General features: G+C 61.2%; 21 protein-coding genes. 14 read left to right on the forward strand and 7 right to left on the reverse strand.

What is annotated here, in order from left to right; all coding sequences use genetic code 11:
• Window positions 1-79 precede the first annotated feature (79 nt).
• Window positions 80-1,540 carry a PAAR domain-containing protein gene (locus Q1W70_RS19360; protein WP_302097774.1) on the forward strand — a complete coding sequence of 487 codons (1,461 nt, stop codon included), beginning with the start codon at window positions 80-82 and terminating at the stop codon, window positions 1,538-1,540.
• Window positions 1,537-2,148, forward strand: a complete 612-nt coding sequence (locus Q1W70_RS19365; RefSeq protein ID WP_166591870.1) for a hypothetical protein — start codon at window positions 1,537-1,539, stop codon at window positions 2,146-2,148. The genes Q1W70_RS19360 and Q1W70_RS19365 overlap by 4 nt, the downstream gene beginning before the upstream one ends.
• A gap of 81 nt (window positions 2,149-2,229) precedes the next feature.
• Here Q1W70_RS19365 and acnA read toward each other — a convergent pair whose 3' ends face one another.
• Window positions 2,230-4,971 carry an aconitate hydratase AcnA gene (gene acnA, locus Q1W70_RS19370; protein WP_302097776.1) on the reverse strand — a complete coding sequence of 914 codons (2,742 nt, stop codon included), beginning with the start codon at window positions 4,969-4,971 and terminating at the stop codon, window positions 2,230-2,232.
• Window positions 4,972-5,169: 198 nt separating this feature from the next.
• Here acnA and rlmM point away from each other — a divergent pair, with 198 nt between their 5' ends.
• Window positions 5,170-6,243, forward strand: coding sequence for a 23S rRNA (cytidine(2498)-2'-O)-methyltransferase RlmM (gene rlmM, locus Q1W70_RS19375; RefSeq protein WP_302097778.1), 1,074 nt, complete (start codon window positions 5,170-5,172; stop codon window positions 6,241-6,243).
• Window positions 6,244-6,360: 117 nt separating this feature from the next.
• Entirely contained in the window at window positions 6,361-6,603 is a 243-nt protein-coding gene (gene tusA, locus Q1W70_RS19380) for a sulfurtransferase TusA (protein WP_182344754.1), read from the forward strand.
• Here the strand turns inward: tusA and Q1W70_RS19385 are convergent.
• A complete protein-coding gene (locus tag Q1W70_RS19385) occupies window positions 6,600-8,027 on the reverse strand; it encodes an MATE family efflux transporter (RefSeq protein WP_182341359.1) in 1,428 nt (475 codons plus the stop codon). The two genes, tusA and Q1W70_RS19385, sit on opposite strands and share 4 nt — an antisense overlap.
• A 148-nt stretch (window positions 8,028-8,175) precedes the next feature.
• Here Q1W70_RS19385 and pdxB point away from each other — a divergent pair, with 148 nt between their 5' ends.
• Complete coding sequence (gene pdxB / locus Q1W70_RS19390) at window positions 8,176-9,306, forward strand: 4-phosphoerythronate dehydrogenase PdxB (protein ID WP_166591874.1); 1,131 nt, start codon at window positions 8,176-8,178, stop codon at window positions 9,304-9,306.
• A 63-nt stretch (window positions 9,307-9,369) separates the two neighbouring features.
• Here the strand turns inward: pdxB and Q1W70_RS19395 are convergent, their stop codons facing one another.
• Window positions 9,370-9,549 (reverse strand): PA1571 family protein, encoded by a 180-nt coding sequence (locus tag Q1W70_RS19395; protein ID WP_166591875.1) that lies wholly within the window; start codon window positions 9,547-9,549, stop codon window positions 9,370-9,372.
• A gap of 260 nt (window positions 9,550-9,809) precedes the next feature.
• Here Q1W70_RS19395 and Q1W70_RS19400 point away from each other — a divergent pair, with 260 nt between their 5' ends.
• Window positions 9,810-11,585: an ABC transporter transmembrane domain-containing protein gene (locus Q1W70_RS19400; RefSeq protein WP_302097779.1), complete on the forward strand. Its 1,776-nt coding sequence runs from the start codon at window positions 9,810-9,812 to the stop codon at window positions 11,583-11,585.
• 195 nt (window positions 11,586-11,780) lie between these two features.
• Here Q1W70_RS19400 and Q1W70_RS19405 read toward each other — a convergent pair whose 3' ends face one another.
• Window positions 11,781-13,709 carry a transglycosylase SLT domain-containing protein gene (locus tag Q1W70_RS19405; protein WP_166591877.1) on the reverse strand — a complete coding sequence of 643 codons (1,929 nt, stop codon included), beginning with the start codon at window positions 13,707-13,709 and terminating at the stop codon, window positions 11,781-11,783.
• A gap of 213 nt (window positions 13,710-13,922) precedes the next feature.
• Between Q1W70_RS19405 and Q1W70_RS19410 the strand changes: the two genes are divergently transcribed.
• Complete coding sequence (locus Q1W70_RS19410) at window positions 13,923-15,839, forward strand: ATP-binding cassette domain-containing protein (RefSeq protein ID WP_166591878.1); 1,917 nt, start codon at window positions 13,923-13,925, stop codon at window positions 15,837-15,839.
• 93 nt (window positions 15,840-15,932) lie between these two features.
• Here Q1W70_RS19410 and Q1W70_RS19415 read toward each other — a convergent pair whose 3' ends face one another.
• A complete protein-coding gene (locus tag Q1W70_RS19415; RefSeq protein ID WP_166591879.1) occupies window positions 15,933-16,370 on the reverse strand; it encodes a universal stress protein in 438 nt (145 codons plus the stop codon).
• A gap of 104 nt (window positions 16,371-16,474) precedes the next feature.
• On the opposite strand from Q1W70_RS19415, the gene Q1W70_RS19420 reads away from it, so the two are divergent.
• The 7 genes from Q1W70_RS19420 (at window position 16,475) to Q1W70_RS19450 (ending at window position 24,895) form a co-directional block, all read left to right on the forward strand.
• Window positions 16,475-16,912 carry a hypothetical protein gene (locus Q1W70_RS19420; RefSeq protein WP_182341349.1) on the forward strand — a complete coding sequence of 146 codons (438 nt, stop codon included), beginning with the start codon at window positions 16,475-16,477 and terminating at the stop codon, window positions 16,910-16,912.
• Between the two features lie 516 nt (window positions 16,913-17,428).
• Window positions 17,429-19,576 (forward strand): fatty acid oxidation complex subunit alpha FadB, encoded by a 2,148-nt coding sequence (gene fadB, locus Q1W70_RS19425; RefSeq protein ID WP_185818164.1) that lies wholly within the window; start codon window positions 17,429-17,431, stop codon window positions 19,574-19,576.
• A gap of 31 nt (window positions 19,577-19,607) precedes the next feature.
• Window positions 19,608-20,783: an acetyl-CoA C-acyltransferase FadA gene (gene fadA / locus Q1W70_RS19430; RefSeq protein ID WP_025212747.1), complete on the forward strand. Its 1,176-nt coding sequence runs from the start codon at window positions 19,608-19,610 to the stop codon at window positions 20,781-20,783.
• Between the two features lie 99 nt (window positions 20,784-20,882).
• Window positions 20,883-21,119: a DUF1653 domain-containing protein gene (locus Q1W70_RS19435; RefSeq protein ID WP_095165329.1), complete on the forward strand. Its 237-nt coding sequence runs from the start codon at window positions 20,883-20,885 to the stop codon at window positions 21,117-21,119.
• A gap of 114 nt (window positions 21,120-21,233) precedes the next feature.
• On the forward strand, window positions 21,234-23,855 hold the full coding sequence (topA, locus tag Q1W70_RS19440) for a type I DNA topoisomerase (RefSeq protein WP_166591883.1): 2,622 nt from the start codon (window positions 21,234-21,236) through the stop codon (window positions 23,853-23,855).
• A 143-nt stretch (window positions 23,856-23,998) separates the two neighbouring features.
• On the forward strand, window positions 23,999-24,520 hold the full coding sequence (locus tag Q1W70_RS19445) for a DUF6586 family protein (protein WP_159997041.1): 522 nt from the start codon (window positions 23,999-24,001) through the stop codon (window positions 24,518-24,520).
• Between the two features lie 141 nt (window positions 24,521-24,661).
• Entirely contained in the window at window positions 24,662-24,895 is a 234-nt protein-coding gene (locus Q1W70_RS19450; RefSeq protein ID WP_095165324.1) for a hypothetical protein, read from the forward strand.
• 108 nt (window positions 24,896-25,003) lie between these two features.
• Here the strand turns inward: Q1W70_RS19450 and sulA are convergent, their stop codons facing one another.
• Together sulA and lexA are read right to left on the reverse strand one after the other, a co-directional pair.
• Window positions 25,004-25,477, reverse strand: coding sequence for an SOS-induced cell division inhibitor SulA (gene sulA / locus Q1W70_RS19455; RefSeq protein WP_182341346.1), 474 nt, complete (start codon window positions 25,475-25,477; stop codon window positions 25,004-25,006).
• A gap of 10 nt (window positions 25,478-25,487) precedes the next feature.
• The gene (lexA, locus tag Q1W70_RS19460; RefSeq protein WP_265537980.1) at window positions 25,488-26,096 is read right to left on the reverse strand and encodes a transcriptional repressor LexA; all 609 of its coding nucleotides are present in this window, start codon (window positions 26,094-26,096) and stop codon (window positions 25,488-25,490) included.
• Between the last annotated feature and the right edge of the window lie 153 nt (window positions 26,097-26,249).

The raw sequence follows: 26,249 nt of genomic DNA on the forward strand, positions 1-26,249 counted from the left end.
AGGAAACGTCTGATTTATTTCCCGCGAGCGCCTCATCTAGCGTGCGTCCTTTCGTCAAATCGACAGGGAACAATCTGGCATGAAGCGCTACCACATCACCGTCGGGGCCAAGACCACCGCCGACGGCACCGTCACGACGGGCTACGAATTCTGGACCATCGACGGCCAGCCCATCGCCCGCGAAGGCGATGAAGTGGCTTGTCCAGCCTGCGACAGCACTGGCGTCATCGTCTGCGACGGCCCGCACCTGGTGGACCTTATGCAAGGACGCCCCACCGCCCTGGACGGTGACCTCTGTCACTGCAAGTGCGACCCACCACCACGCCTGATCGCCAACCAGACCCTGCAGTGCCAGGAGTTCAAGGACCTCGCACCAGATCCGCGCTTCACGCCGCCGTCCGCTTCGGCCACATCCCAGCAGCCTGCAACCGGGCCGCGCTCCTCCAATTTCACTGCAACACCCAGCCGCCCCACACCCACCTTCACCGAACGACCTGGAAGGGCCTGCGAAAATCTCTGGATCAGTTACCAGCAACTAGCCGAGTCCATCGTCGCACCGGGCGGCCAGTTGATCGCCGATCCCAAGGCCCGCAACCGCGCGATCAACGCCGCCTACGCCCGACTGTGGCTGCAGGACCCGCGTTTCCAGTGGGCCGGCCTCGCCGCCTTCGCATCAAAACAGGTGGGTTGTGGCTTGCTGCATGCCGCAGATTCGATCGACCGGATCCAGGCTGAATATGACGCCGAGCAGCAACTGCAACAGAGTGCCAGGTCAGGCTTCTATGGCTTGCTCGAGCCCAGCGAACGCGAGCGACAGGCCAGACTCCAGACCTTCCAGCAAGCACAACGTGACTACGAGCACGCGCTGCGCAACAACCCGCTGCCAGGCATCGATTTCAGGCCCGAGGGCGAACTGTCCTACGCGCAGCAGCTGTACCAACACGTGTACACGATGTTGTCCATGGGTAATACCACGCTGTTCCTGGACGTGTATCCGTTGCATGTTTTTTATCAAGAGCGGGGGATGTCGGCGCTGGAGGCCTGCTTACCTTCGCGGAAAAACATCTATGGAAATGTTCAGAATCCGGTGCTGTGGCCTGTGGCGCAGGAAAGGCTGGCATTCGGCGCAGACCACGATGAAATCCTGGAAAGTTTTCAGGCCATCGAGGGCGGTCGTGTCGCCGAGAGTGTTGAGCATCTTGCCAAGCACGAACAGAAGAATATCCTGCAACCGGCGATGTACAGCGACCTGGTTTTGGTCGCACTGCTACGTGGCAACCACCTGTCCCATGTCACTGACTTTCCGTCCGGTGTTGCTCAAGCAATCGAGTTGACCCTGGCCAGCCAGTGCCAACGAGTGGATGACGGACGCACGATTGGCTTCAGTAGCAATCCTCTTGCTGACCTGTCGGATATTGATCAACGCATGGCCTTCGTACTCAAGGCGGCGGTGCAGTTTGATCAACTGTTACACAGCAACGATCGCAACCAGATCGAACAGGCGATATGGAATATCGCCTCTGGCAGAGGCATGCGATGAATTGGCTGACGCAACTTGGCTGGCGACATTGGGTTGTCGCTCTGGCTGTAGTCGCCTTTCTGGGATGGGCGATCGAACTACAGTCAGAAAAGGAAATCGCACTGAAGTTTGGCGAGCCCTGGGAGGATATGCGTCAGCGCTCCAGTGCCGCTATTGGTCCAACCATTCCTGGACACTTTGCGTTCAGCATTCCCAAGTCGGACGCTCGGCTACGTTTCATCGATCCTCAATATGGGTTCATTACTCCACTTGCGCGATTTTTCACCATCAACTTCAACAGTGATGGGTTAATCAGCGGTATCCGCATGTCCCCGCAAATCGAGCCCCTGTTACTCGATGACGCCCTCAATGTCGTACTGGATCTGCAGGAGCAATGGCGCAAGGGCGGCTGGACGCCGAATCGGGCCGGGGACTTTCCATCGTTCGCCGATACCCCCCAATGGCGTGCCCAACTGCGCGAAGTCAATAAAGGCGGTACGGCTTACTGGCTAGCGGGTGACAAGTATCAGGTCATGCTCATGGTTAATCGCTTTCGCGACTATAAGCGGCCCACAGAGGAGCGTTACCTCATCACGCTTGGGCTTTCCAAGTCACGAGGCGTGAAATGAGTCGGTTTGCAGCTATGGGGCTTGTACTCGCGCTGCTGAAAAGGCAGCGCGAGTACCCACCGAAAAGCGCTCGGGGTGCCCTTACGAGGCAATCAACTGCCGCAACACGTAATGCAAGATTCCCCCGGCCTTGAAGTACTCCACTTCATTGAGGGTGTCGATCCGGCACAGCACCTCGACTTTCTCGCGGCTGCCGTCTTCACGGGTGATGATCAGGGGCAGGTTCATCCGTGGCGTCAGTTCCACGCCGCTGAGCCCCTGGATGCTCAGGGTTTCCTTGCCGGTGAGGTTCAGGCTCTTGCGGTTCTGGTCGAGCTTGAACTGCAGCGGCAGGACGCCCATGCCCACCAGGTTGGAGCGGTGAATCCGTTCGAAGCTTTCGGCGATCACCGCCTTGACCCCCAGCAGGTTGGTGCCCTTGGCGGCCCAGTCGCGGCTGGAGCCGGTGCCGTATTCCTGCCCGGCGATCACCACCAGCGGGGTGCCGGCGGCCTGGTAGCGCATGGCTGCGTCATAGATCGCCATTTTCTCGCCAGTGGGGATGTACAGGGTGTTGCCACCTTCTTCGCCACCGAGCATTTCATTGCGGATGCGAATGTTGGCGAAGGTGCCGCGCATCATCACTTCATGGTTGCCGCGCCGTGAGCCGTAGGAGTTGAAGTCCCGTGGCTCGACCCCTTTTTCGCGCAGGTAGCGGCCGGCCGGGCTGTCGGCTTTGATGTTGCCGGCGGGGGAGATGTGGTCGGTGGTCACCGAGTCGCCGAGCAGCGCCAGTACCCGGGCGTGATTGACGTCCTCGACCACTGGCGGCGGGCCGTCGATGTGGTCGAAGAACGGCGGGTGCTGGATGTAGGTGGAGTCTGGCTGCCAGACGTAGGTGGCTGCTTGAGGCACCTCGATGGCCTGCCACTGTTCGTCGCCGGCGAATACTTCGGCGTACTCCTTGTGGAACATGGCGGTGTTGACCTGGTTGACCGCATCGGCGATCTCTTGGGTGCTGGGCCAGATGTCGCGCAGGTACACCGGGTTGCCGTCCTTGTCGTCGCCCAGTGATTCGCGGCTGATATCAATGCGCACCGTGCCGGCCAGTGCATAGGCCACCACCAGCGGGGGCGAGGCGAGCCAGTTGGTTTTCACCAGGGGATGGACCCGGCCTTCAAAGTTGCGGTTGCCCGACAGCACCGAGGCGACGGTGAGGTCCGAGCCCTGGATGGCTTTTTCGATTGGCTCCGGCAAGGGGCCGGAGTTGCCGATGCAGGTGGTGCAGCCGTAACCCACCAGGGCAAAGCCCAGTTGGTCGAGGTATTGGGTCAGGCCGGCGGCTTTGTAGTAGTCGGTCACCACTTTGGAGCCGGGCGCCAGGGAGCTCTTGACCCAGGGTTTGCGCCGCAGGCCTTTTTCCACGGCTTTTTTCGCCACCAGCCCGGCGGCCATCATCACGCTGGGGTTGGAGGTGTTGGTGCAGGAGGTGATGGCGGCAATGACCACGGCGCCGTTTTTCAGGCGATAGGTCTGACCCTCGTATTGGTAATCCGCCTCGCCGACCAGGTCGGCATTGCCTACGGCCACACCGCCACCGCCTTCACTTTCCAGGCGGCCTTCTTCCTTGCTGGTGGGCTTGACCTGCAGCCCGAGGAAATCGCTGAAGGCCTGGGCCACGTTGGGCAGCGAGACCCGGTCTTGCGGGCGTTTTGGCCCGGCGAGGCTGGCTTCGACGCTGGCCATGTCCAGCGCCAGGCTGTCGCTGAACACCGGCTCCTGGCCGGGCAGGCGCCACAGGCCCTGGGCTTTGCTGTAGGCCTCCACCAGCTTGACCACCGCAGTCGGACGCCCGGACAGGCTCAGGTAGTCCAGCGTTACCTGGTCCACCGGGAAGAAGCCGCAGGTCGCGCCGTATTCCGGAGCCATGTTGGCAATGGTGGCGCGGTCGGCCAGGGGCAGTTCGGCCAGGCCGTCGCCGTAGAACTCGACAAATTTGCCCACCACGCCTTTCTTGCGCAGCATCTGGGTCACGGTCAGCACCAGGTCGGTGGCGGTGATGCCCTCCTTGAGCTTGCCCGTGAGCTTGAAGCCGATCACTTCCGGAATCAGCATCGACACCGGTTGGCCGAGCATCGCCGCTTCGGCCTCGATCCCGCCGACACCCCAGCCCAGCACCCCGAGGCCGTTGATCATGGTGGTGTGGGAGTCGGTGCCCACCAGGGTGTCGGGGAAGGCATAGGTACGGCCGTCCTCGTCTTTGGTCCACACCGTGCGCCCGAGGTATTCAAGGTTCACCTGGTGGCAGATGCCGGTGCCCGGCGGGACCACGCTGAAGTTGTCGAAGGCGCTCTGGCCCCAGCGCAGGAAGGCGTAGCGTTCGCCATTGCGCTGCATTTCGATGTCGACGTTCTCTTCGAACGCACTGCTGCTGGCGAATTTGTCGACCATTACGGAGTGGTCGATCACCAGGTCCACCGGCGACAGCGGATTGATGCGTTGCGGGTCGCCGCCGGCCTTGGCCATGGCGGCACGCATGGCGGCCAGGTCGACCACCGCCGGCACTCCGGTAAAGTCTTGCATCAATACCCGCGCCGGGCGGTACTGGATTTCCCGGTCGCTGCGCCGCTCCTTGAGCCAGCCGGCGAGGGCCTTGAGATCGGCGCCGGTGACGGTTTTCCCATCCTCCCAGCGCAGCAGGTTTTCCAGCAGTACCTTGAGCGACATCGGCAGCTGGTCGAGGTTGCCCAGGGCTTTGGCAGCCGTCGGCAAGCTGAAGTAGTGATAGGTCTTGTCGTCGACTTGCAGGGTGCTAAGGGTTTTCAGGCTATCGAGGGACGGCATTGAAATGACTCCTTTGAGTCCGCACGGCTACGGACTGACGGGACGGACAGAGCATTAAACCTAGCTCTGTTTTAAGTAGCTGGCTAATTACTGGACTCTATGGGCGGGTCCAGGGTTCCGAAGTCAGTTATCATGCGCCGGTTTTCGTGACAGGCTTTGCTACAGGGCAAGTTTGCGCGCACTTGCCCAGGAGATTTAATGAACATCCTCTTTATGCATTGCCGGCCGGGCTTCGAAGGTGAAGTCTGCTCGGAGATCGCCGAACATGCTGCGCGTTTGAACGTAGCCGGCTACGCCAAGGCCAAAACCGCCAGCGCCTGCGCCGAGTTCGTCTGCACCGAGGAAGACGGCGCCGAGCGCTTGATGCGCGGCCAGCGTTTTGCCCAGTTGATCTTCCCGCGGCAATGGGCGCGCGGAATCTTTATTGATCTGCCGGAAACCGATCGCATCAGTGTGATCCTCGCCCACCTGGCGGATTTCCCGGTGTGCGGCAGCCTGTGGCTGGAAATGGTCGATACCAATGACGGCAAGGAACTGTCGAACTTCTGCAAGAAATTCGAAGGCCACCTGCGCAAGGCGCTCATGGCGGCTGGCAAGCTGGTGGAAGACCCGCACAAGCCACGTTTGCTGCTGACCTTCAAAAGTGGGCGCGAAGTGTTCATGGGCCTGGCGGAAGCCAACAACTCGGCCATGTGGCCGATGGGTATTCCGCGCCTGAAGTTTCCCCGTGAAGCGCCAAGCCGCTCCACCCTGAAACTGGAAGAGGCCTGGCACCACTTCATCCCGCGTGACCAGTGGGATGAGCGCCTGCACAGTGACATGACCGGCGTCGACCTCGGTGCCGCCCCGGGTGGCTGGACCTGGCAACTGGTCAATCGGGGCATGCTGGTCACGGCTATCGACAACGGGCCGATGGCTGAAAGCCTGATGGACACCGGGCTGGTGCAGCACTTGATGGCCGACGGCTTCACCTTCAAGCCCAAGCAGCCGGTGGACTGGATGGTCTGCGACATCGTCGAGAAGCCGGCGCGCAACGCGGCGATGCTGGAAGAGTGGATCGGTGACGGGCATTGCCGCGAAGCGGTGGTCAACCTGAAGCTGCCGATGAAGCAGCGTTATGCCGAAGTGAAGCGCTTGCTCGAGCGCATCGCGGAAGGTTTCAAGGTCCGCGGGATTCGGGTCGATATCGGCTGCAAGCAGCTGTATCACGACCGCGAGGAAGTGACCTGCCATTTGCGCCGGCATGATGTGAAAAAAACCAAATCCCGTTGAGTGGGGGCCCATTGCGAGCGGGATCGCTGCCACAGTAATGGTGTTACGCCATAGCTGACGCAGCCCCCGGCTTTGCGCGACAATGCCGGCACGTTTCAGGAGTCAGACATGAGTGAATTGATCCATACGCCGGTTGACGGCACCCTCGACGCCACCGGCCTGAACTGTCCGGAACCGGTGATGATGCTGCACCAACACATTCGCGACCTGGTCCCCGGCGGCCTGCTCAAGGTGATTGCCACGGACCCTTCGACCCGTCGCGACATTCCCAAGTTCTGCGTGTTTCTCGACCATGAACTGGTCGGCCAGCATGAAGACAGCGGCACCTACCTGTACTGGATTCGCAAGAAGTCCGATTAACCGGCGGTTACAGGGCCGGTGGTGCGCTGATGAATACGAATCCGCTTGCGAGCGCTGCGCACCAGGCGGATCGACAGCATCAGCGCCGCGCAGCTCAGGCCGGCGATCAGGCCTTCCCACAACCCGCTCGGGCCGCTGGCCGGGCCGAACCAGTCGGTCAGTCCCAGTACGTAGCCCACCGGCAGGCCGATGCCCCAATAGGCGAACAGGGTCAGGATCATCGTCACCCGGGTGTCCTGATAGCCCCGTAGCGCCCCGGCGCAGATCACCTGGATCGCATCGGAGAACTGGTACAGCGCGGCATACACGATCAGCATCGAGGCGATCTGGATCACACTCTGGTCAGGGGTGTAGATCGAGGCGATGGGTTCGCGCAACAGCAGGATCAGGCCCGCCGAGAATGCCGCAAACACCAGGGCCGCACCCAGCCCGACCTTCGCCGCGAAACGTGCCTGGTAGGGGTTGCCGGCACCCAGTGCCTGGCCGACCCGGACGGTGACCGCCATGCCCAACGAGTAGGGAATCATGAACAGCAGCGAGCTGATGTTCAGAGCGATCTGGTGCCCGGCCACCACGGTCGAGCCGAGGCTGCCGATCAGCAGGGCAATGACCGCGAAGATGCTCGATTCGGCGAACACCGCGATGCCGATCGGCAGGCCGATGCCGATCAGGCGTTTGATCACCGCCCATTGCGGCCGATCGATCCGCACCAGCACCCGGGTGCGGGCATAGAAGGGCGCCCAGCGGGTCCAGCCAGCCATGCTCAGCGCCATGAACCACATCACGATGCCACTGGCCCAACCGCAGCCAACGCCGCCCATGGCCGGTAGGCCGAAGTGGCCGTAGATCAGCGCATAGTTGAGCGGGATGTTGAGCAGCAGGCCGCTCAGGCCGATGGCCATGCTCGGGCGGGTACGCCCCATGCCATCGCTGTAGCAGCGCAGCACGTAGTAGAAGGCGATACCTGGAAAACCGAATGCGATGCCCTGTAGATAGCCCATGCTCGGGTCGATCAGCTGCGGGTCGACTTTCATCCAGTGCAGGATCGGCTCGGCGCTGAGCAACAGGCCGCTGCCCAGCAGACCGACGAACAACGCCAGCCACAGGGCCTGGCGGGTCAGAGGGCCGATCTGCTCGAATTGCCCGGCGCCAAAACGTTGGGCGACCTTGGGGGTGGTGGCCAGCAGCACGCCGGTCATCAACAGGTACACCGGAATCCAGATCGAGTTACCCAGGGCCACTGCCGCCAGGTCCTTTGGGCTGACCCGGCCGGCCATCACCGCATCGACAAACCCCATGGCCGTGGTGGCCAGTTGCGCGACCATGATCGGCAAGGCCAGGCCGAGCAGGCCTTTGAGTTCCAGGCGAACCGGGGTGGTGCGGGGTGGGGCAGTAGCGGTGGTGCTGTCAGTCACGGCGTTCACAGGCGAAGCGTCCAAAGGGTTTTGATGCGCAAGGCGGCGCATTCTACGCCCTGACGCAGCAGTCAGGAAAACTCCAGTGTTGTGGATTTGTAATCGCCGCCTCTGGTGGGAGCTGCGCTACACTGCCGGTCCGCCAAAGGAGCCTGCCATGCTGATTGTTGCTGACGAAAATATTCCGCTGCTCGACGCCTTCTTCGAAGGTTTCGGCGAAATCCGCCGCGTGCCGGGCCGGTCCATCGATCGCGCCACCGTCGAGCAAGCCGATGTGCTGCTGGTGCGCTCGGTGACCCACGTCAGTCGCGACCTGCTGCAAGGCAGCAAGGTGCGGTTTGTCGGCACCTGCACCATTGGCACCGATCACCTGGACCTTGAGTACTTTGCCGAGGCCAATATCGGTTGGTCCAGCGCCCCGGGTTGCAACGCCCGTGGTGTGGTCGACTATGTGCTGGGCAGCTTGTTGACCCTGGCCGAGATCGAAGGCGTGGCGCTGGCCGAGCGCACCTTTGGGGTGGTCGGCGCTGGCCAGGTGGGTGGGCGGCTGGTCAAGGTGCTGCAAGGCCTGGGCTGGAAGGTGCTGGTCTGCGACCCGCCGCGCCAGGCGGCCGAGGGGGGCGATTACGCCAGCCTTGAGCACGTCATCGCGCAATGCGATGTGATCAGCCTGCACACCCCCTTGACCCCGTCGACCCGGCACCTGTTTGATCGCCAGCGCCTGGAGCAGCTCAAGCCGGGTGCCTGGTTGATCAATGCCAGTCGCGGCCCGGTGGTGGATAACCAGGCGCTACGCGAAGTGCTGCTGGAGCGCGAAGACCTGCAGGCGGTACTGGACGTCTGGGAAGGCGAGCCGAGTGTCGATATTGCCCTCGCCGAATTGTGCGTGATCGCGACCCCCCATATCGCTGGCTACAGCCTCGATGGCAAGCAACGTGGCACGGCCCAGATTTATCAGGCGTTGTGCCAGTTCCTCGGTCAGCCGGCGAGCGTGTCGCTGGATCAACTGCTGCCCGCTCCCTGGCTGGCGCAGGTCAGCCTGAGCGCCAGCTGCGATCCAGCCTGGGCGCTGGCGATGCTCTGCCGTGGGGTCTACGACCCGCGCCGCGACGATGCGGATTTTCGGCGCAGCCTGGTGGTCAGCGGAGCCGAGCAGCGCACGGCGTTTGACCTGTTGCGCAAGCACTACCCGGAGCGCCGCGAGATTGACGGGCTGCGCGTGCAGATCGAAGGCCAGTCGCCGGAGTTGCGTCAGATCGTGGCAGCCTTGGGTGCGCAGGCGCTCTAGCGCAATCGCGGCCATAAAAAACCCGGCCTAGGCGGGCCGGGTTCGAAGATATCAGGCGATATGTCACTTATGTTCGGCAGGCTTGACCAATCGCTGTTCCAGTTCGCGGCATGCGCTCTGGATCATGTCTTCAGTGATCGGTACTTCGCGGCCTTGGGCGTCAATAATGGCGCACCCCAGAGACTGGTGCGGCTGCGTGCGAATCACTTGAATCTTGTCATCGCTGCTGTGTTGCAAGGACATGGCCTGTCTCCTCATCAGGTTGTGCGCGTACTCTAAATCCGCCAGGTGACCACACTGTGACAGCTCTACGCAGGGCGATCAGGCGGTATCTCCACTCCACCAGAAATACTCTTTAACTTCCAGCCGGACATTAGACCAATAGCATCTAGGCGCTATTGTTACAGGTCATATTCAATCCGACTGATTACGATTTACCCAAGTTCCCTTGAATTGACCGGTGTACGCTGGCCCGCGTTAATTCTTTCAGTTGGCCCTTTTGGATGATCCTGATGCTGTCAGCCCGCCACCGTCGCGCGATTCGTTTGTCCCTGCAATTTATTGCGCCGTATCGCTGGCAGGCCTTGGGTGCCTTGCTGGCGCTGATCGTCACCGCCGGCATTACCCTGTCCATGGGGCAGGGCATCCGCCTGCTGGTGGACCAAGGCTTCATGACCCAATCGCCGCACCTGCTCAACCAGAGCATTGGCCTGTTCCTGCTGCTGGTGGTGGGGCTGGCGATGGGGACCTTCACCCGCTTTTACCTGGTGTCGTGGATTGGTGAGCGCTGCGTGGCGGACATCCGTCGGCAGGTGTTCAATCACCTGATCTACCTGCATCCCGGGTTTTACGAGGACAACCGCAGTTCCGAGATCCAGTCGCGCCTGACCGCCGATACCACCTTGCTGCAATCGGTGATCGGTTCGTCGCTGTCGCTGTTCCTGCGCAATGCCTTGATGGTGATCGGCGGTATCGTGCTGCTGTTCATCACCAACCCGAAGTTGACCAGCATTGTGGTGGTGGCGCTGCCGTTGGTGCTGGCGCCGATCCTGATTTTCGGCCGGCGGGTACGCAGCCTGTCGCGCCTGAGCCAGGACCGGATTGCCGATGTCGGCAGCTATGTGGCCGAGACCCTGGGCCAGATCAAGACGGTTCAGGCCTACAACCATCAGGCCCAGGACGAGCAGCGTTTTGCGGCCACGGTGGAGCAGGCGTTCGACACCGCGCGCAAACGGATTCTGCAGCGTGCCTGGCTGATCACCCTGGTCATCATCCTGGTGCTCGGCGCAGTCGGGGTGATGCTCTGGGTCGGTGGCATGGACGTCATTGCAGGGCGCATCAGCGCCGGGGAGCTGGCGGCGTTCGTGTTCTACAGCCTGATCGTCGGCAGTGCCTTTGGCACCCTGAGCGAGGTGATTGGCGAGCTGCAGCGGGCTGCCGGTGCGGCCGAGCGGATTGCCGAGTTGCTGCGTGCGGAAAACATCATCCAGCCGCCGCCCACTGGCCTGGTAACCTTGCCCGAGCGGGTGCGCGGCGAACTGCAACTGCAGGAGGTGCGCTTCAGCTACCCTTCGCGCCCGCAAAGCTTTGCCGTCGACGGTTTGAGCCTGCGGATCAACGCTGGCGAAACGCTGGCGCTGGTCGGGCCTTCGGGAGCGGGCAAGTCGACGGTGTATGACCTGCTGCTGCGCTTCTATGACCCGCTGCAGGGGCAGATTCTGCTGGATGGCGTAGACCTGACACTACTCGACCCGCAGGACCTGCGTCGCTGCTTCGCCCTGGTCTCACAAAACCCGGCGCTGTTTTTTGGCAGCGTTGAGGAGAACATTCGTTATGGCAAACCCGAGGCAACCCTGGCACAGGTCCAGGAGGCCGCGCGGATTGCCTACGCCCACGACTTTATCGAGCAGATGCCCGCCGGCTACCAGACCCACCTGGGTGATGGCGGGCTGGGGCTTTCCGGTGGTCAGCGCCAGCGCCTGGCCATCGCCCGCGCCTTGCTGGTGGATGCACCGATCCTGCTACTGGACGAGGCCACCAGCGCCCTCGATGCCCAGAGCGAGTACTTGATCCAGCAGGCCCTGCCGAGCCTGATGAAAAACCGCACCACACTGGTCATCGCCCATCGCCTGGCCACAGTGAAAAACGCCGACCGGATCGCCGTGATGGACCAGGGCAAGCTGGTGGCGGTGGGCACTCATCAGCAGCTGATTGACAGCAATGCGTTGTATGCACGGCTGGCGGCGTTGCAGTTCAGTGATGGGCATGAGGTGTCATAAGGGAAGGGGCCGGGTTTTCCGCTCTCAGGGCGGCAGGATGCTGTTTAGGGGTGTTGAACCGACCCAGTAACCGACCTAGTAGTCCAGCTGTTGTGGGGGATCCGTGGGCCGGTAGGATTCGCACCCAAGGCCAGCTAAATCCTGCCAAAAAAAAGCCCGCATCCCATGATGCGGGCTTTTCTTCAGTCAGGAAGGTTACTGATCATCAAAATAGCGCTCATGCCAATCCACCAGCGGTTGGGGTGAGTTGAGCTTCTGCCCGTAGATCACCGAATAAGACAGCACGTTCTGCACATACTGGCGGGTTTCGTCGAACGGGATGCTTTCCACCCAGACGTCGAAGCTCAGGTGGTCGGCGCCGCGCAGCCATTGGCGCACGCGACCGGGGCCGGCGTTGTAGGCGGCGGAGGCGAGTACCCGGTTGCCGTTGAACTGGCTGTGGACTTGGCTCAGGTAGGCCGCGCCAAGCTGGATGTTGGTGTCCGGGTTCAGCACTTGCTGGGGCGAGGCCAGGGGGATGTTGAACTTGCGCGCGGTTTCCTTGGCGGTGCCGGGCATCAGTTGCATCAGGCCGCTGGCACCGACGCCAGAGCGGGCGTCATCCATGAAGGCGCTTTCCTGGCGGGTAATGGCAAACACCCAGCTGGAGTGCAGGCCACGCACCTTGGCTTCGCGCACCAGGGTGTTGCGGTGGGCCATCGGGAAGCGGATGTCCAGGTCGTCCCAGTATTGCGCCTGGCTGATGGTGCGGATGGCCGGGAAGTACCATTTCAGGTCATAGGCCAGCTTGGCCTGGGCGACCATTTCGTCGCGGTTGAAGTGGCGACTGACGTGGTACCACTCGCGGCGGCCGTCGACGATCTGCCCACGGGCATGGAATTCCAGGGCGCGGCGCACCCCGGGAGTATTGCGCACTTTGTTGATCAAGGCCTGGCTCATCACCAGGGGCTTGTTGTTCAGCGAATACGCAGACTGCGAGCGGTCGGCGGCGAGGAAGCCATAGAAGTCCCGCTCACGGGCGAGGCTGCGGTACAGGGTCTGCGCTTGCGGGTTCTGCGGTTGTGCCAGTTCCAGGCTGCGGGCCTGCCAGTAGCGCCAGCGATTGGTGGTGGCCAGGTCTTGCGGCAGGCGCTGGGTCAACTGATAGGCGTCGTTCCAGCGGGCCAGGCGCAGCAGCAGGCGCAGGCGCCATTCGGACACGGTGTTGTCACGCAGTTCCGGGTCGTACTTGGTCATTACGTCCAGGGCGCGGCTGTCGAAGCGGCGGGCCAGGGTCAGGCCGATCTCCCGGGCAATCGCGACTTTTTCATCGCGGGAAAAATGCATGCTGCTGGCATAACCGTCGAGCAGGGCCATGGCCTTTTCCGGGTCCTGGCGGGCCAGGCGGCGCAAGCCCAGGCTGACCACATCGGCCATGGGCTCATCCGCCGGGGTGAAGCGCGATGGCTGGTTCAGCAGTTCGGGTTTTTGCGCCACGTCCACCAGCAGGCGGCCACGGGGTGCCAGGGTGGTCATGCTGCTGACCAGGCTGTTGGCCAGCGCGTAGTTGCGAGCCTGGGCGGCCAGCTTGGCGCGCTCCCAGCGTTTCTGTTCGGTGAGTTGGCCTTGGGCCGCCCACATGCCGAACAGGGTGTCGCACGCGGCCGGCTGGGATTTGCCGGTCAGCCAGAGTTTTTCGGTGTTGGCGTAGCCTTCAGCCTTGAGGTTGTGGCTGATCTGGTACTGCGCGTTGAGGCAGTCCAGCTCGGTGAAATTGAGCTTGGGATCGTAGTATTTCTGGAAGGTCGCCCAGTCCCCGCGATCGGCCAGCCAGCGCAACCAGCGCAACTTCATCCAGTTGGCCTGGGGCAGGTCGCCGTGCTCGGCGAGGAATTTCTCGATTTCGGCGTTGCTCGCGCTTTTCAGGCGGGCGGTCAGTTCGTCATACGCCAGGTAGGGCTCCAGCGGGTAGTCCGCGAGAGCCTGGCTGTAGCGAAAATACGGACCGGTGTCACCCTTGGCCAGGGCGCGCTTGGCTTCGTCGTAATACAGGCGTTGGGTAGACAGGTCCACTGCCTGGGCGGATTGAGCGGCAGTGGCGGAAAGGAGCAGACAGGATAAAAAGCTGAAGAGGCGACTGCGCATGAGACATCCGGGCAGAGAAATCGTGACAAGTGCCAGCAGGTGCCAGCACTGATTATCTGTAGCTTAGCCTTTTGCCAGCAACGGGTGAAAGCTTTGCCGGCCCGCCGGCACAAGTTCGCAACAATTAATGTGCAGAGTGCTCCTACAGTGAAAATGCCAGCCTTCTGACGCCTCAAGTCAGGTAGAATGCGCGCCCAGTTTTTGGAGAAGCTCATGACCCTGCTCAAATTCAGCGATGTGTCCCTTGCTTTCGGCTCTATGCCGTTGTTGGACAAGGTGTCCTGGCAGATCGCCCGTGGTGAGCGGGTGTGCATCATCGGCCGCAACGGCACAGGCAAGTCCAGCATGATGAAGCTGGTCAAGGGCGATCAGAAGCCCGATGACGGCTCCGTCTGGCGCGCACCTGGCCTCAAGATTGGCGAATTGCCGCAAGAATTGCCGGTGGCCGACGAGCGGACCGTATTCGACGTGGTGGCCGAAGGCCTGGACGGTGTCGGCGAGCTGCTCGCGCAGTACCACCACCTGAGCCAGAACATTGTCACCGACGCCGACCTGGACAAGCTGATGCACGTCCAGCACGACCTCGAAGCCCGTGACGGCTGGCGCTTGCAGCAATTGGTCGACAGCACCCTGAGCCGTCTGCAATTGCCTGCCGACAAGACCCTCGCCGAATTGTCCGGTGGCTGGCGTCGTCGCGTCCTGCTGGCGCAGGCGCTGGTTTCCGAGCCGGACCTGCTGCTGCTCGACGAACCAACCAACCACCTGGACATCGGTGCGATTGCCTGGTTGGAAGAAGCCCTGAAGGATTTCCAGGGCGCCGTGCTGTTCATCACGCACGACCGTTCATTCCTGCAGAACCTTGCCACCCGCATCCTCGAACTGGATCGCGGCGGGCTGATCGACTGGAACGGCGACTACGCCAGCTTCCTGGTGCACAAGGAAGCCACGCTGGCGGCCGAAGAGACCGCCAACGCGCTGTTCGACAAAAAGCTGGCCCAGGAAGAAGTCTGGATCCGCCAGGGCATCAAGGCCCGTCGCACCCGTAACGAAGGCCGCGTACGTGCCCTCAAGGCCCTGCGCGTCGAGCGTAGCGAGCGCCGCGAGCGCACCGGCAAGGCGAACATTCAGCTGGACACCGCTGACAAATCCGGCAAGCAGGTGATGGTCCTCGAGAACGTGAGTTTTGCTCACCCGGGTGGTCCATTCCTGATCAAGGATTTCTCGATGGTCCTGACGCGCGGCGACCGTATCGGCCTGCTCGGCGCCAACGGTACCGGCAAGACCACCTTGCTCAAGCTGATGCTCAACGGTCTGCAACCGACCAGCGGCAAAGTGGAAGAGGGCACGCGCATCGACGTGGCTTACTTCGACCAGTTGCGCCACCAGTTGGACCTGGAAAAAACCGTGATCGACAACGTTGCCGAAGGTCGCGATTTCATCGACATCGACGGCCAGAGCCGCCACGTGCTGAGCTACCTCGGTGACTTCCTGTTCAGCCCGCAGCGTGCCCGCACGCCGGTCAAGGCGCTGTCCGGGGGCGAGCGTGCCCGTCTGTTGCTGGCCAAGTTGTTCAGCAAACCAGCCAACCTGCTGGTGCTCGACGAACCGACCAACGACCTGGATGTGGAAACCCTCGAGTTGCTGGAAGAGGTCCTGCTGACCTTCAACGGCACCGTGCTGATGGTCAGTCACGACCGGGCATTCCTCGACAACGTGGTGACCAGCACCCTGGTCTTCGAAGGTGAAGGCAAGGTGCGTGAATACGTCGGCGGCTACCAGGACTGGCTGCGCCAGGGTGGCTCGCCACGCCTGCTGGGCGTGACCGAGAGCAAATCGGGCAAGGCTGACCTGAACTCGGCTGTGGTCGCTGCGGCGCCTGCACCTGCGCCAGCGGTGGAAGCACCCGCGGCCAAAAAGAAGCTCAGCTACAAGTTGCAGCGTGAGCTCGAAGCCCTGCCGGGTCAGATCGAAGCCATGGAGCAGCAGATCGCGGCCGTCGAAGCGCAAATGGCCGACGCCAGCTTCTATCAGCGTCCCGCTGCCGAGACGGCGGCCGTGATTGCCCAGCTGGAGCAGTTGCAGGCTGAGCTTGAGGTGATGGTCGAGCGTTGGGCCGAGCTGGATGCCTGAGTGATCTTGCAGTAAAAAAGCCCGGCGCTCAGTGATGAGTGCCGGGCTTTTTGTATGCAGCAGGCTCGAATCGAACCCCTGTAGGAGCGGGTGTCAGCTTTTGACTAGGCGAACCGCCAGCACATCGCACGGCGCGCCGTGCAGCACGTCATTGGCGGTGGAGCCCAGCAGCAATGCCAGGCCGTGACGGCCATGGCTGCCAACCACGATCAGGTCGCAGGCCTGTTCCTTGGCGAAATGGTGGATTTCCTGGCGCGGCTGGCCGTAGGTCAGGTGGCTGCAGTCCTTGGTCAGCTCCGGATATTTGAGGATCAGGCGCTCGAGGCGTTCCTTGGCCTGGTCGAACTGCTGTTGTTGCAGTTGCGACAGGTCCATCGGCACGTCACCACCAAAGGCCATGGCCATGGGTTCGACGATGTGCACCAGGGACAGTTTGGCGCTGTTGCTCACCGCCAGTTCGCGGGCGCGGTGAATCACGGGATCGCATTCTTCGGTTAGATCGACGGCGACCAGAATATGGTGGTAGGGCATGGGGTGCACCTCCTGAGGATTGCGATAAGGGTAAGTATGGCTGGTTTCAAGCGTATTGGTTTCGACAGAGATCAATGCGCCCATCAAGAATCGGGAGTACAGATATGACGGTCTGGATAGTGGTGTCAATCCTTGCGGTAATGCTCAGCCCCCTGGCATGGCTCGCCCCGTCGCGTCGCCAGGGCGGCAGGATGGCCCTGCGCATGGAGGCGCGACGCATCGGCCTGGCCATGCAGTTGGCGCCGCAGGAGTGGCCGCACTGGCTGCAGCCGGAGCCCCCCAGCCCGTGTGCGCAGTACCACCGGCCGCGCCGTGGCAACCGGCCGGCGTGTTGGAGCTACTGGCAGAAAGCCCCGGGCCTGTGGGTCAATCAGTGGCAGGAGCCCTGCGAGGATCCGGCCTTGCTGATTCATTTCGAAAAGTTGCCAGGCAACGTCTACAAGGTCGAAGCGGACAAGCAGATGATCACCCTGTATTGGGGCGAGAAGGGCGAGCCCCAGGTGCTGCAGCAGATCGATGCCACCCTCAAGGCGCTCGCCTGAGCGCGGTGCGTTTAATGACGGGCAATAAAAAGCCCGACAATCAGCATCGGGCTGGAGTTGGCCAGGCAGGCCGGAAACGTTCTGTCGTACTGATCCTACGCTGGATATCCCTCCCAGCGCGCTGATTTTTCCTCTATCGCCCCTGCCAGCGTAGCTGTTAAAGCAGCGCTTGCTGCAGATTAGGGCGACGATTCTAAATATTGATTCTATGAATGACAGCACATGCAGCCGCGTGTTGCTGGTCTTCGTGGTACGGAAATGACCGCAAAGTCGCGTTTCAACCAGCGTTTTGGGCGATTGACAATTGTCGGAAATTCCGTGAAGGTGGCGTACCCAAATCAAACGGGCGTATGAATTGAGCGTTTGTATTTCAGAACGCTCCTACAGAATCCCGACTATCGCGTTGGCGGGTGTGCCTGGTGGAATGGCGTTAGCATCGACCGTAGCGTCTATGCCCAGCCAGGACATCAGCGTCCGACGTGTACTGTTCAGCTTCCATATCGTGGAGATCAGTTGATGATTTACGAAGGTAAAGCCATCACGGTTAAGGCTCTTGAAAGTGGCATCGTCGAACTGAAGTTCGACCTCAAGGGTGAGTCCGTCAACAAGTTCAACCGTCTAACCCTGAACGAACTGCGTCAGGCCGTGGACGCCATCAAGGCAGATGCGTCGGTCAAGGGCGTGATCGTCAGCAGCGGTAAAGACGTGTTCATCGTCGGCGCCGACATCACCGAATTCGTCGACAACTTCAAGCTGCCGGATGCCGAGCTGGTTGCGGGCAACCTCGAAGCCAACAAGATTTTCAGCGATTTCGAAGACCTCAACGTGCCAACCGTCGCCGCGATCAACGGCATCGCGTTGGGTGGCGGCCTGGAAATGTGCCTGGCCGCGGATTACCGCGTCATGTCCACCACGGCCAAGATCGGTCTGCCGGAAGTCAAGCTGGGCATCTACCCAGGCTTCGGCGGTACCGTGCGCCTGCCGCGCCTCATCGGTGCCGACAACGCCATCGAGTGGATTGCCGCCGGCAAGGAAAACCGTGCTGAAGACGCACTGAAAGTCGGTGCGGTGGATGCTGTGGTTGAAGCTGACAAATTGCAGGAAGCTGCGCTGGAGCTGATCAAGCGTGCCATTTCTGGCGAGTTCGACTACAAGGCCAAGCGTCAGCCGAAGCTGGAAAAGCTCAAGCTCAACGCCATCGAGCAAATGATGGCGTTCGAAACCGCCAAGGGTTTTGTCGCCGGTCAAGCTGGCCCGAACTACCCGGCGCCGGTTGAAGCGATCAAGACCATCCAGAAAGCCGCGAACTTCGGTCGCGACAAGGCCCTGGAAATCGAAGCGGCCGGTTTCGTCAAACTGGCCAAGACCTCTGCTGCGCAGAGCTTGATCGGTCTGTTCCTGAACGATCAGGAGCTGAAGAAAAAGGCCAAGGCCTACGACGAAATCGCCAAGGATGTGAAACAGGCTGCCGTATTGGGCGCCGGTATCATGGGTGGCGGTATCGCCTATCAGTCGGCGTCCAAAGGCACGCCGATCCTGATGAAGGACATCAACGAGCACGGTATCGAGCAAGGCCTGGCAGAGGCTGCCAAGCTGTTGGTGGGTCGCGTGGATAAAGGTCGCATGACCGCCGCGAAAATGGCTGAAGTGCTCAACGGCATTCGTCCTACCCTGTCCTACGGCGACTTCGGACATGTCGACCTGGTGGTTGAAGCCGTGGTCGAGAACCCGAAGGTCAAGCAAGCTGTGCTGGCTGAAGTCGAAGACCAGGTCAACGAGGACACCATCCTCGCGTCCAACACCTCGACCATTTCCATCAGCCTGCTGGCCAAGGCCCTCAAGCGTCCGGAAAACTTCGTCGGCATGCACTTCTTCAACCCGGTGCACATGATGCCGCTGGTGGAAGTGATCCGTGGCGAGAAGTCCAGCGAGCTGGCTGTGGCCACCACCGTTGCCTATGCCAAGAAAATGGGCAAGAACCCGATCGTGGTCAACGACTGCCCGGGCTTCTTGGTCAACCGCGTCCTGTTCCCGTACTTCGGTGGTTTCGCCAAGCTGGTCAGCGCCGGTGTGGACTTCGTGCGTATCGACAAGATCATGGAGAAATTCGGCTGGCCGATGGGCCCGGCGTACCTGATGGACGTGGTCGGCATCGACACCGGTCACCACGGTCGTGACGTGATGGCTGAAGGCTTCCCGGACCGCATGAAAGACGACCGTCGTTCGGCTGTTGACGTGCTCTACGAAGCCAAGCGCCTGGGCCAGAAGAACGGCAAGGGCTTCTACGCCTACGAGACCGACAAGCGCGGCAAGCAGAAGAAAGTCGCCGACCCGTCGGTGCTGGAAGTGCTCAAGCCAATCGTTTACGAGCAGCGCGAAGTCACTGACGAAGACATCATCAACTGGATGATGATCCCGCTGTGCCTGGAAACCGTGCGTTGCCTGGAAGACGGCATTGTCGAGACGGCTGCCGAAGCCGACATGGGCCTGGTCTACGGTATTGGTTTCCCTCCATTCCGTGGCGGTGCACTGCGCTACATCGATTCGCTCGGTGTTGCCGAGTTCGTTGCCCTGGCTGACCAGTACGCTGATTTGGGCGCGCTGTACCACCCGACCGCAAAACTGCGTGAGATGGCCAAGACCGGCCAGCGGTTCTTCGGTTAAGCGTCCAACTTTTGAGCGAGAGTGAAATTTTATGAGCTTGAATCCTAGAGACGTCGTGATTGTCGACTTCGGTCGTACTCCGATGGGCCGCTCCAAGGGCGGCATGCACCGCAACACCCGTGCTGAAGACATGTCGGCGCACCTGATCAGCAAACTGCTGGAACGCAACGTCAAGGTCGACCCGAACGAAGTCGAGGACGTGATCTGGGGCTGCGTCAACCAGACCCTGGAGCAGGGCTGGAACATCGCCCGCATGGCGTCCCTGATGACGCAGATCCCGCACACCGCTGCAGGCCAGACCGTCAGCCGCCTGTGTGGCTCGTCCATGAGTGCCCTGCACACTGCCGCGCAAGCGATCATGACCGGCAACGGTGACGTATTTGTCGTCGGCGGCGTCGAGCATATGGGTCACGTGAGCATGATGCACGGTGTCGATCCGAACCCGCACATGTCGCTGTACGCGGCCAAAGCCTCGGGCATGATGGGCCTGACCGCGGAAATGCTGGGCAAGATGCACGGCATTACCCGCGAGCAGCAAGATGCCTTCGGCGTGCGCTCCCACCAACTCGCCCACAAGGCGACCGTGGAAGGCAAGTTCAAGGACGAAATCATCCCGATGCAGGGTTACGACGAGAACGGTTTCCTGAAGCTGTTCGACTACGACGAAACCATTCGTCCGGAAACCACCCTGGAAAGCCTGGCGGCATTGAAGCCAGCGTTCAATCCAAAGGGCGGCACCGTGACAGCCGGTACTTCGTCGCAGATCACCGATGGTGCTTCGTGCATGATCGTGATGTCGGCGCAGCGTGCCCAGGACCTGGGTATCCAGCCAATGGCGGTGATCCGTTCGATGGCAGTGGCGGGTGTGGATCCGGCGATCATGGGCTATGGTCCAGTACCGGCGACACAAAAAGCATTGAAGCGCGCGGGTCTGAGCATCTCCGACATCGACTTCTTCGAGCTCAACGAAGCTTTCGCCGCACAGGCCCTGCCGGTGCTGAAAGATTTGAAAGTGCTCGACAAGATGAACGAGAAGGTTAACCTGCACGGCGGCGCGATCGCCCTGGGCCACCCATTCGGTTGCTCCGGTGCACGTATCTCCGGCACCCTGCTCAATGTCATGAAGCAGAATGGCGGCACCTTCGGTGTATCGACCATGTGCATTGGCCTCGGCCAGGGCATTGCCACCGTCTTCGAACGCGTTTAAGCGTTGCGTTGACGGAAGCCGGGGCCAAGTGCCCCGGTTTTTGTTTTTCTGAAGATTTTTTTGTTTTTTATTTCGACGTATTTGAACGAGGCCCAGAGCATGCCGATCCAACCCGGGCTCTACCAGCATTACAAAGGTCCGCAGTACCGTGTTTTCAACGTTGCACGGCACTCCGAAACCGAAGAGGAAGTGGTCTTCTACCAAGCCCTGTATGGCGATTACGGCTTTTGGGTGCGCCCTTTGAGCATGTTCCTGGAGTCGGTCGAAGTTGACGGCGAGCAGGTCCCGCGCTTTGCTTTGGTGCAGGCCGAACCCAGCCTTTTTTCCCGGCCATAAGCGCAAGTCGCGCAGAACCCTGCGCTTGACCTCACCTTGTTGCCACTATATATAGCGGTGCCGCGTCAGGCGCCAACCGCCTTTCACTTCTCGAATTCAGGAATTTTCTGATCCATGGGCAAATCGCTGGTCATTGTGGAATCCCCGGCTAAGGCCAAGACCATCAACAAGTATCTGGGCAACCAATACGTGGTGAAGTCGAGTATCGGCCATATCCGAGACCTGCCCACCAGCGGTTCGGCTAGCGCCAGCAAAGAGCCTGCCGCCAAGCGCGGCAAGGCGGCTGCTGGTGAAGTGCCGGCGCTGTCGCCTAAGGAAAAGGCGCGCAAGCAGTTGGTTGCGCGCATGGGTGTCGATCCGGACCACGGCTGGAAAGCCAAGTACGAGATCCTCCCGGGCAAGGAAAAGGTCATTGAAGAACTGCGTCGGCTCGCCAAAGACGCCGACACCATCTATCTCGCAACGGACTTGGACCGCGAAGGGGAAGCCATTGCCTGGCACCTGCGCGAAGCCATCGGTGGGGATGAGAGTCGTTACAAGCGCGTGGTGTTCAACGAAATCACCAAGAAGGCGATCCAGGAAGCCTTCTCCCAGCCAGGCGAGCTGGATATCGACCGGGTCAACGCCCAGCAGGCGCGGCGCTTCCTCGATCGCGTCGTGGGCTACATGGTCTCGCCGCTGCTGTGGTCGAAGATCGCCCGTGGCCTGTCGGCTGGCCGTGTACAGTCGGTTGCCGTGAAGCTGGTGGTAGAGCGTGAGCGCGAGATTCGTGCGTTCAACCCCGAAGAGTACTGGGAAGTCCACGCTGATCTCGGCACCGCCAAGGGCGCCAATGTGCGTTTCGAAGTGGCCCGTGAAAACGGCGAAGCCTTCAAGCCGCTCAACGAAGCCCAGGCCATGGCGGCCCTGGAAAAGCTCAAGTCGTCCAGCTACACCATCGCCAAGCGTGAAGACAAACCGACCAGCAGCAAGCCGTCGGCCCCGTTCATCACCTCCACCCTGCAGCAGGCCGCCAGTAACCGCCTGGGCTTCGGTGTGAAGAAAACCATGATGATGGCGCAGCGTTTGTACGAAGCGGGCTACATCACTTATATGCGTACCGACTCGACCAACCTCTCGGCTGATGCCGTGGCGATGGCGCGTACTTACATCGAAGGCGAGTTCGGCGGCAAGTACCTGCCGGAAACCCCGAATGTCTACAGCAGCAAGGAAGGCGCCCAGGAGGCTCACGAAGCCATTCGTCCTTCCGACGTGAATACCGATCCAAGCAAGCTGTCGGGCATGGAGCGGGACGCTGAGCGTCTCTACGAGCTGATCTGGCGCCAATTCGTCGCGTGCCAGATGCTGCCGGCCAAATACCTGTCGACCACCGTCAGCGTCGCTGCCAGCGGCTTCGAGCTGCGTGCCAAGGGCCGCATCCTGAAGTTCGACGGCTACACCCGCGTAATGCCGCAAATGGCCAAGCCGGGCGACGATGACGTGCTGCCGGACATGGCCCAGGGCGACGTGCTCAAGCTGATCAAGCTTGATCCAAGCCAGCACTTCACCAAGCCGCCGGCGCGCTACTCGGAAGCGAGCCTGGTCAAGGAAATGGAAAAACGCGGTATTGGTCGCCCATCGACGTATGCGGCAATCATTTCGACCATCCAGGACCGTGGCTACGTCGCGCTGCACAACCGTCGTTTCTATTCGGAAAAAATGGGTGACATCGTCACCGAGCGTCTGTCCGAGAGCTTCTCCAACCTCATGGACTACGGCTTTACCGCCGGCATGGAAGAGAACCTCGATGACGTCGCCCAGGGCGAACGTGACTGGAAAAACGTGCTGGACGAGTTCTACGGCGACTTCAAGAAGAAGCTCGAAGTGGCCGAGAGTCCGGAACACGGCATGCGGGCCAACCAGCCGGTAATGACCGACATCCCGTGTGTGACCTGCGGTCGCCCGATGCAGATCCGTACCGCGTCGACCGGCGTGTTCCTTGGTTGCTCGGGCTACAGCCTGCCGCCGAAAGAACGCTGCAAGGCCACCGTCAACCTGGTGCCGGGCGATGAAATCGCCGCGGACGACGAGGGTGAATCGGAGTCCCTGGTGCTGCGCGGCAAACACCGTTGCCCGATCTGCAGCACCGCGATGGATGCTTACCTGCTGGATGAGAAGCGCAAGCTGCACATCTGCGGTAACAACCCTGATTGCGATGGCTACGAGATCGAACAGGGCAGCTACCGGATCAAAGGCTACGAAGGTCCGAGCCTGGAATGCGACAAGTGTGGCAGCGAAATGCAGCTCAAGACCGGCCGGTTCGGCAAGTTCTTCGGTTGCACCAACGCCACCTGCAAGAACACCCGCAAACTGCTGAAAAGCGGTGATGCGGCGCCGCCGAAGATGGACCCGGTGAAGATGCCCGAACTCAAGTGCGAGAAGGTCAACGACACCTACATCCTGCGCGACGGGGCTTCCGGCCTGTTCCTGGCGGCCAGCCAGTTCCCGAAGAACCGCGAGACCCGTGCGCCGCTGGTGATCGAGATCGTGCCCCACAAGGACGAGATCGATCCCAAGTACCACTTCCTCTGTGAAGCGCCGAAGAAGGATCCGGATGGCCTGCCAGCCGTGATTCGCTACAGCCGCAAGACCAAGGAGCAGTACGTGCAGACCGAAGTCGAGGGCAAGCCAACCGGTTGGAAGGCCTTCTACGATGGTGGCAAATGGGTGGTTGAAGACAAGCGCGTAGCCAAGTAAGCCGGCAACGCGTTACAAACAGGCCGCATGCTTACCCTCGGGTGGGCATGCGGCCTTTGTTTTGGGCTTGCGGATGCCTTGTCTGATCCGTGACACTGTCAGGCCAGCATTACGCGTCCTATTTCGTTGTGGAGACTGCCGTCATGGCCTTTGAGCTCTATACCCGTACCAATCAGAAAATCTACTTCGCCGGCCTGTCGCTAGAGGCCCTGGCCCGAGCGGAAGACGGGCGGGCAATGAACTCCCCGGCGCTGATCCAGGCCGGGCGCGAGTCAGCGTTGTTTCACCTGTACGGTGCATTGCTGGGTTTGTGCCATGAGATCGCCGGGTTCTACCGCCTGCCACAGGCCAACGCGCCTCGGGCGGAGCTCTTGCTGACCCCTGAGGTGCTCGAGACCCTGGCCATTCCAGAGCTGGCGGAGATGGTCGAGCTGGCCCGCAACCGTGAAACCTGGCTGGCCAAGCTGCTGGCGGCCCATACCGCGCTGTTTCAGCCGCCTCGTGCACCGCACAAGCCCAAGGGCGACGTGACGCAGCCGCTGATCGTGGCGGTGAGTCTCGATGAGGAGCCCGAAGAGGAGTTGAGCAGGGAAGAGCTGGAAAGCTGGCGCCAGAACCTCAAGAGCCTGGCACTGCGCTTTCGTGAAGGCTTGAACGAGTGCTGATGCATCCCGCAGGAAGCTGAGCGGCCACGGATCAGGGATGATCTCAAACAATGGTTTCGGTTACATGCTGTCGGTCAAGATCCTGAGCGAAGCATCACCGATGCCTATATAATCCCCGCCTTTCGTGGAGAACAGACTTTTATGCCAACGTCCTTTCTAGAAATTGTCGAACTGCCAGACGGCCGAATTGAACTGCGCAGGGCTGAGGACGAGGGTTCCCTGGTGACGCTGGACTTCTCCGAAGATGCCAAGGCGTTCCTGCAAGGCCAGCACGTTGAAGTCGCCAAGGCGATGTTGAGCGTGGGTGTGCAGATGGCCGGGCGCCTGGTTGAAGGCGATTTTGAAAAGGAAGAGGGGCCGCGGATTCTGCATTGATTCCGCCTGTCGGCTTTTTTCCGTAAGCATCCTTACAGATCTTCGTTACAGATTGGCTTCTCTGCCCTGGAGAAGCCCTGCGTCTAGCTCGTGCGCCCTGGCTGTCACTTAGCCCAATCGAATGTTCAGACTTTGTGCATCGCCGACACGTGCGGCGCCGATCAACTGTTGCCGAGCGCTGCTGTTCAGCGGGTTCAGCCAGCTGACAACGGTGTGGCTGCGGCCCAGGCGCAAGGCTTCGCAGGCCAGTTGCTGAGCGCTTTGCGTGCCGCGCGGGTGGAGCAGGAGAATGCGCTCGCGGTTCAGGCCTGCATCGCGCAGCCAGGCCTGGGTCAGGCTGGCTGGAGGGGCGATAAGGGTCAGCCAGCGGGCGTCCTGGTCCTGGCTCAGCTCCCTGAGGATAGGCGCCAGCAGGTTCAGGCAGTTCCCGGCCGCACCACGTAGAGACAGCTCGCTGAACGCTTCGGGTTCCGCGCTCCAGGGCGCCTCGACCACGTCTTTGAGGATCGGCGCCAGTGGCTGGGCCATGAACGCTTCGAACAACGGCAGTTGAGCGGGCTGTGGTGTGTGTGGGAACTGCATAACGCCTCCTTTATCGGCGAATGACGCCGACACTCAAGCCTTCGATCACCAGATCCTGATCTTTCAGGTTCACTTCGATCGGGGCGAACTCGGGGTTTTCGGCAATCAGCCAGACCTTGCTGCCATCACGCTTGAAGCGCTTGACGGTGACTTCGTCGCCAATGCGCGCGACGACAATCTGGCCGTTGCGGGCCTCGCGAGTGGTGTGGACGGCCAGCAGGTCGCCGTCGAATATCCCCACGTCCTTCATGCTCATGCCGTGCACGCGCAACAGGTAGTCGGCGCGTGGATGAAAGAAGGTCGGGTTGATGTTGCAGGATTCTTCGATGTGCTGCTGGGCGAGGATCGGCGCGCCGGCGGCGACCCGGCCAATGATCGGCAGGGTGGACTCGTCGGCCTTGGCCTCGAAGCCGGGGATGCGAATGCCGCGTGAGGCGCCGGGGGTCATTTCGATAGCGCCCTTGCGGGCCAGGGCCTTGAGGTGTTCTTCCGCCGCATTGGGCGATTTGAAACCGAGCTCCAAGGCGATTTCCGCACGGGTGGGCGGATAACCGTTGTCTTCGAGGCAACGTTTGATAAAAGCCAGAATCTCAGCTTGGCGTGGCGTCAGTTTTAGCATCTCGATCGCTCTGTCTTTTTATACAGTGACTGGGATTATATACAGTGGAATGATCTTGGCAATCCTCCTTTTTGCGGCGACCGCCGGACGGTCTGCCGACAGTTCGCCGTTGCCTGGGTTGTAGGACTGGCTACAGCCGGCGGCTTGTATGGT

Source organism: Pseudomonas kielensis (assembly GCF_030505375.1).
Classification (GTDB): domain Bacteria; phylum Pseudomonadota; class Gammaproteobacteria; order Pseudomonadales; family Pseudomonadaceae; genus Aquipseudomonas; species Aquipseudomonas kielensis.

Coding starts and splice junctions, on each gene's coding strand:
- Q1W70_RS19450 (WP_095165324.1), top strand. CDS start 24,662: ATGCCAACGTCCTTTCTAGAAATTGTCGAACTGCCAGACGGCCGAATT.
- Q1W70_RS19445 (WP_159997041.1), top strand. CDS start 23,999: ATGGCCTTTGAGCTCTATACCCGTACCAATCAGAAAATCTACTTCGCC.
- Q1W70_RS19435 (WP_095165329.1), top strand. CDS start 20,883: ATGCCGATCCAACCCGGGCTCTACCAGCATTACAAAGGTCCGCAGTAC.
- Q1W70_RS19395 (WP_166591875.1), bottom strand. CDS start 9,549: ATGTCCTTGCAACACAGCAGCGATGACAAGATTCAAGTGATTCGCACG.
- sulA (WP_182341346.1), bottom strand. CDS start 25,477: ATGCAGTTCCCACACACACCACAGCCCGCTCAACTGCCGTTGTTCGAA.
- Q1W70_RS19415 (WP_166591879.1), bottom strand. CDS start 16,370: ATGCCCTACCACCATATTCTGGTCGCCGTCGATCTAACCGAAGAATGC.
- topA (WP_166591883.1), top strand. CDS start 21,234: ATGGGCAAATCGCTGGTCATTGTGGAATCCCCGGCTAAGGCCAAGACC.
- Q1W70_RS19365 (WP_166591870.1), top strand. CDS start 1,537: ATGAATTGGCTGACGCAACTTGGCTGGCGACATTGGGTTGTCGCTCTG.
- Q1W70_RS19400 (WP_302097779.1), top strand. CDS start 9,810: ATGATCCTGATGCTGTCAGCCCGCCACCGTCGCGCGATTCGTTTGTCC.
- rlmM (WP_302097778.1), top strand. CDS start 5,170: ATGAACATCCTCTTTATGCATTGCCGGCCGGGCTTCGAAGGTGAAGTC.
- Q1W70_RS19405 (WP_166591877.1), bottom strand. CDS start 13,709: ATGCGCAGTCGCCTCTTCAGCTTTTTATCCTGTCTGCTCCTTTCCGCC.
- acnA (WP_302097776.1), bottom strand. CDS start 4,971: ATGCCGTCCCTCGATAGCCTGAAAACCCTTAGCACCCTGCAAGTCGAC.
- Q1W70_RS19360 (WP_302097774.1), top strand. CDS start 80: ATGAAGCGCTACCACATCACCGTCGGGGCCAAGACCACCGCCGACGGC.
- fadA (WP_025212747.1), top strand. CDS start 19,608: ATGAGCTTGAATCCTAGAGACGTCGTGATTGTCGACTTCGGTCGTACT.
- lexA (WP_265537980.1), bottom strand. CDS start 26,096: ATGCTAAAACTGACGCCACGCCAAGCTGAGATTCTGGCTTTTATCAAA.
- Q1W70_RS19420 (WP_182341349.1), top strand. CDS start 16,475: ATGACGGTCTGGATAGTGGTGTCAATCCTTGCGGTAATGCTCAGCCCC.
- fadB (WP_185818164.1), top strand. CDS start 17,429: ATGATTTACGAAGGTAAAGCCATCACGGTTAAGGCTCTTGAAAGTGGC.
- pdxB (WP_166591874.1), top strand. CDS start 8,176: ATGCTGATTGTTGCTGACGAAAATATTCCGCTGCTCGACGCCTTCTTC.
- Q1W70_RS19410 (WP_166591878.1), top strand. CDS start 13,923: ATGACCCTGCTCAAATTCAGCGATGTGTCCCTTGCTTTCGGCTCTATG.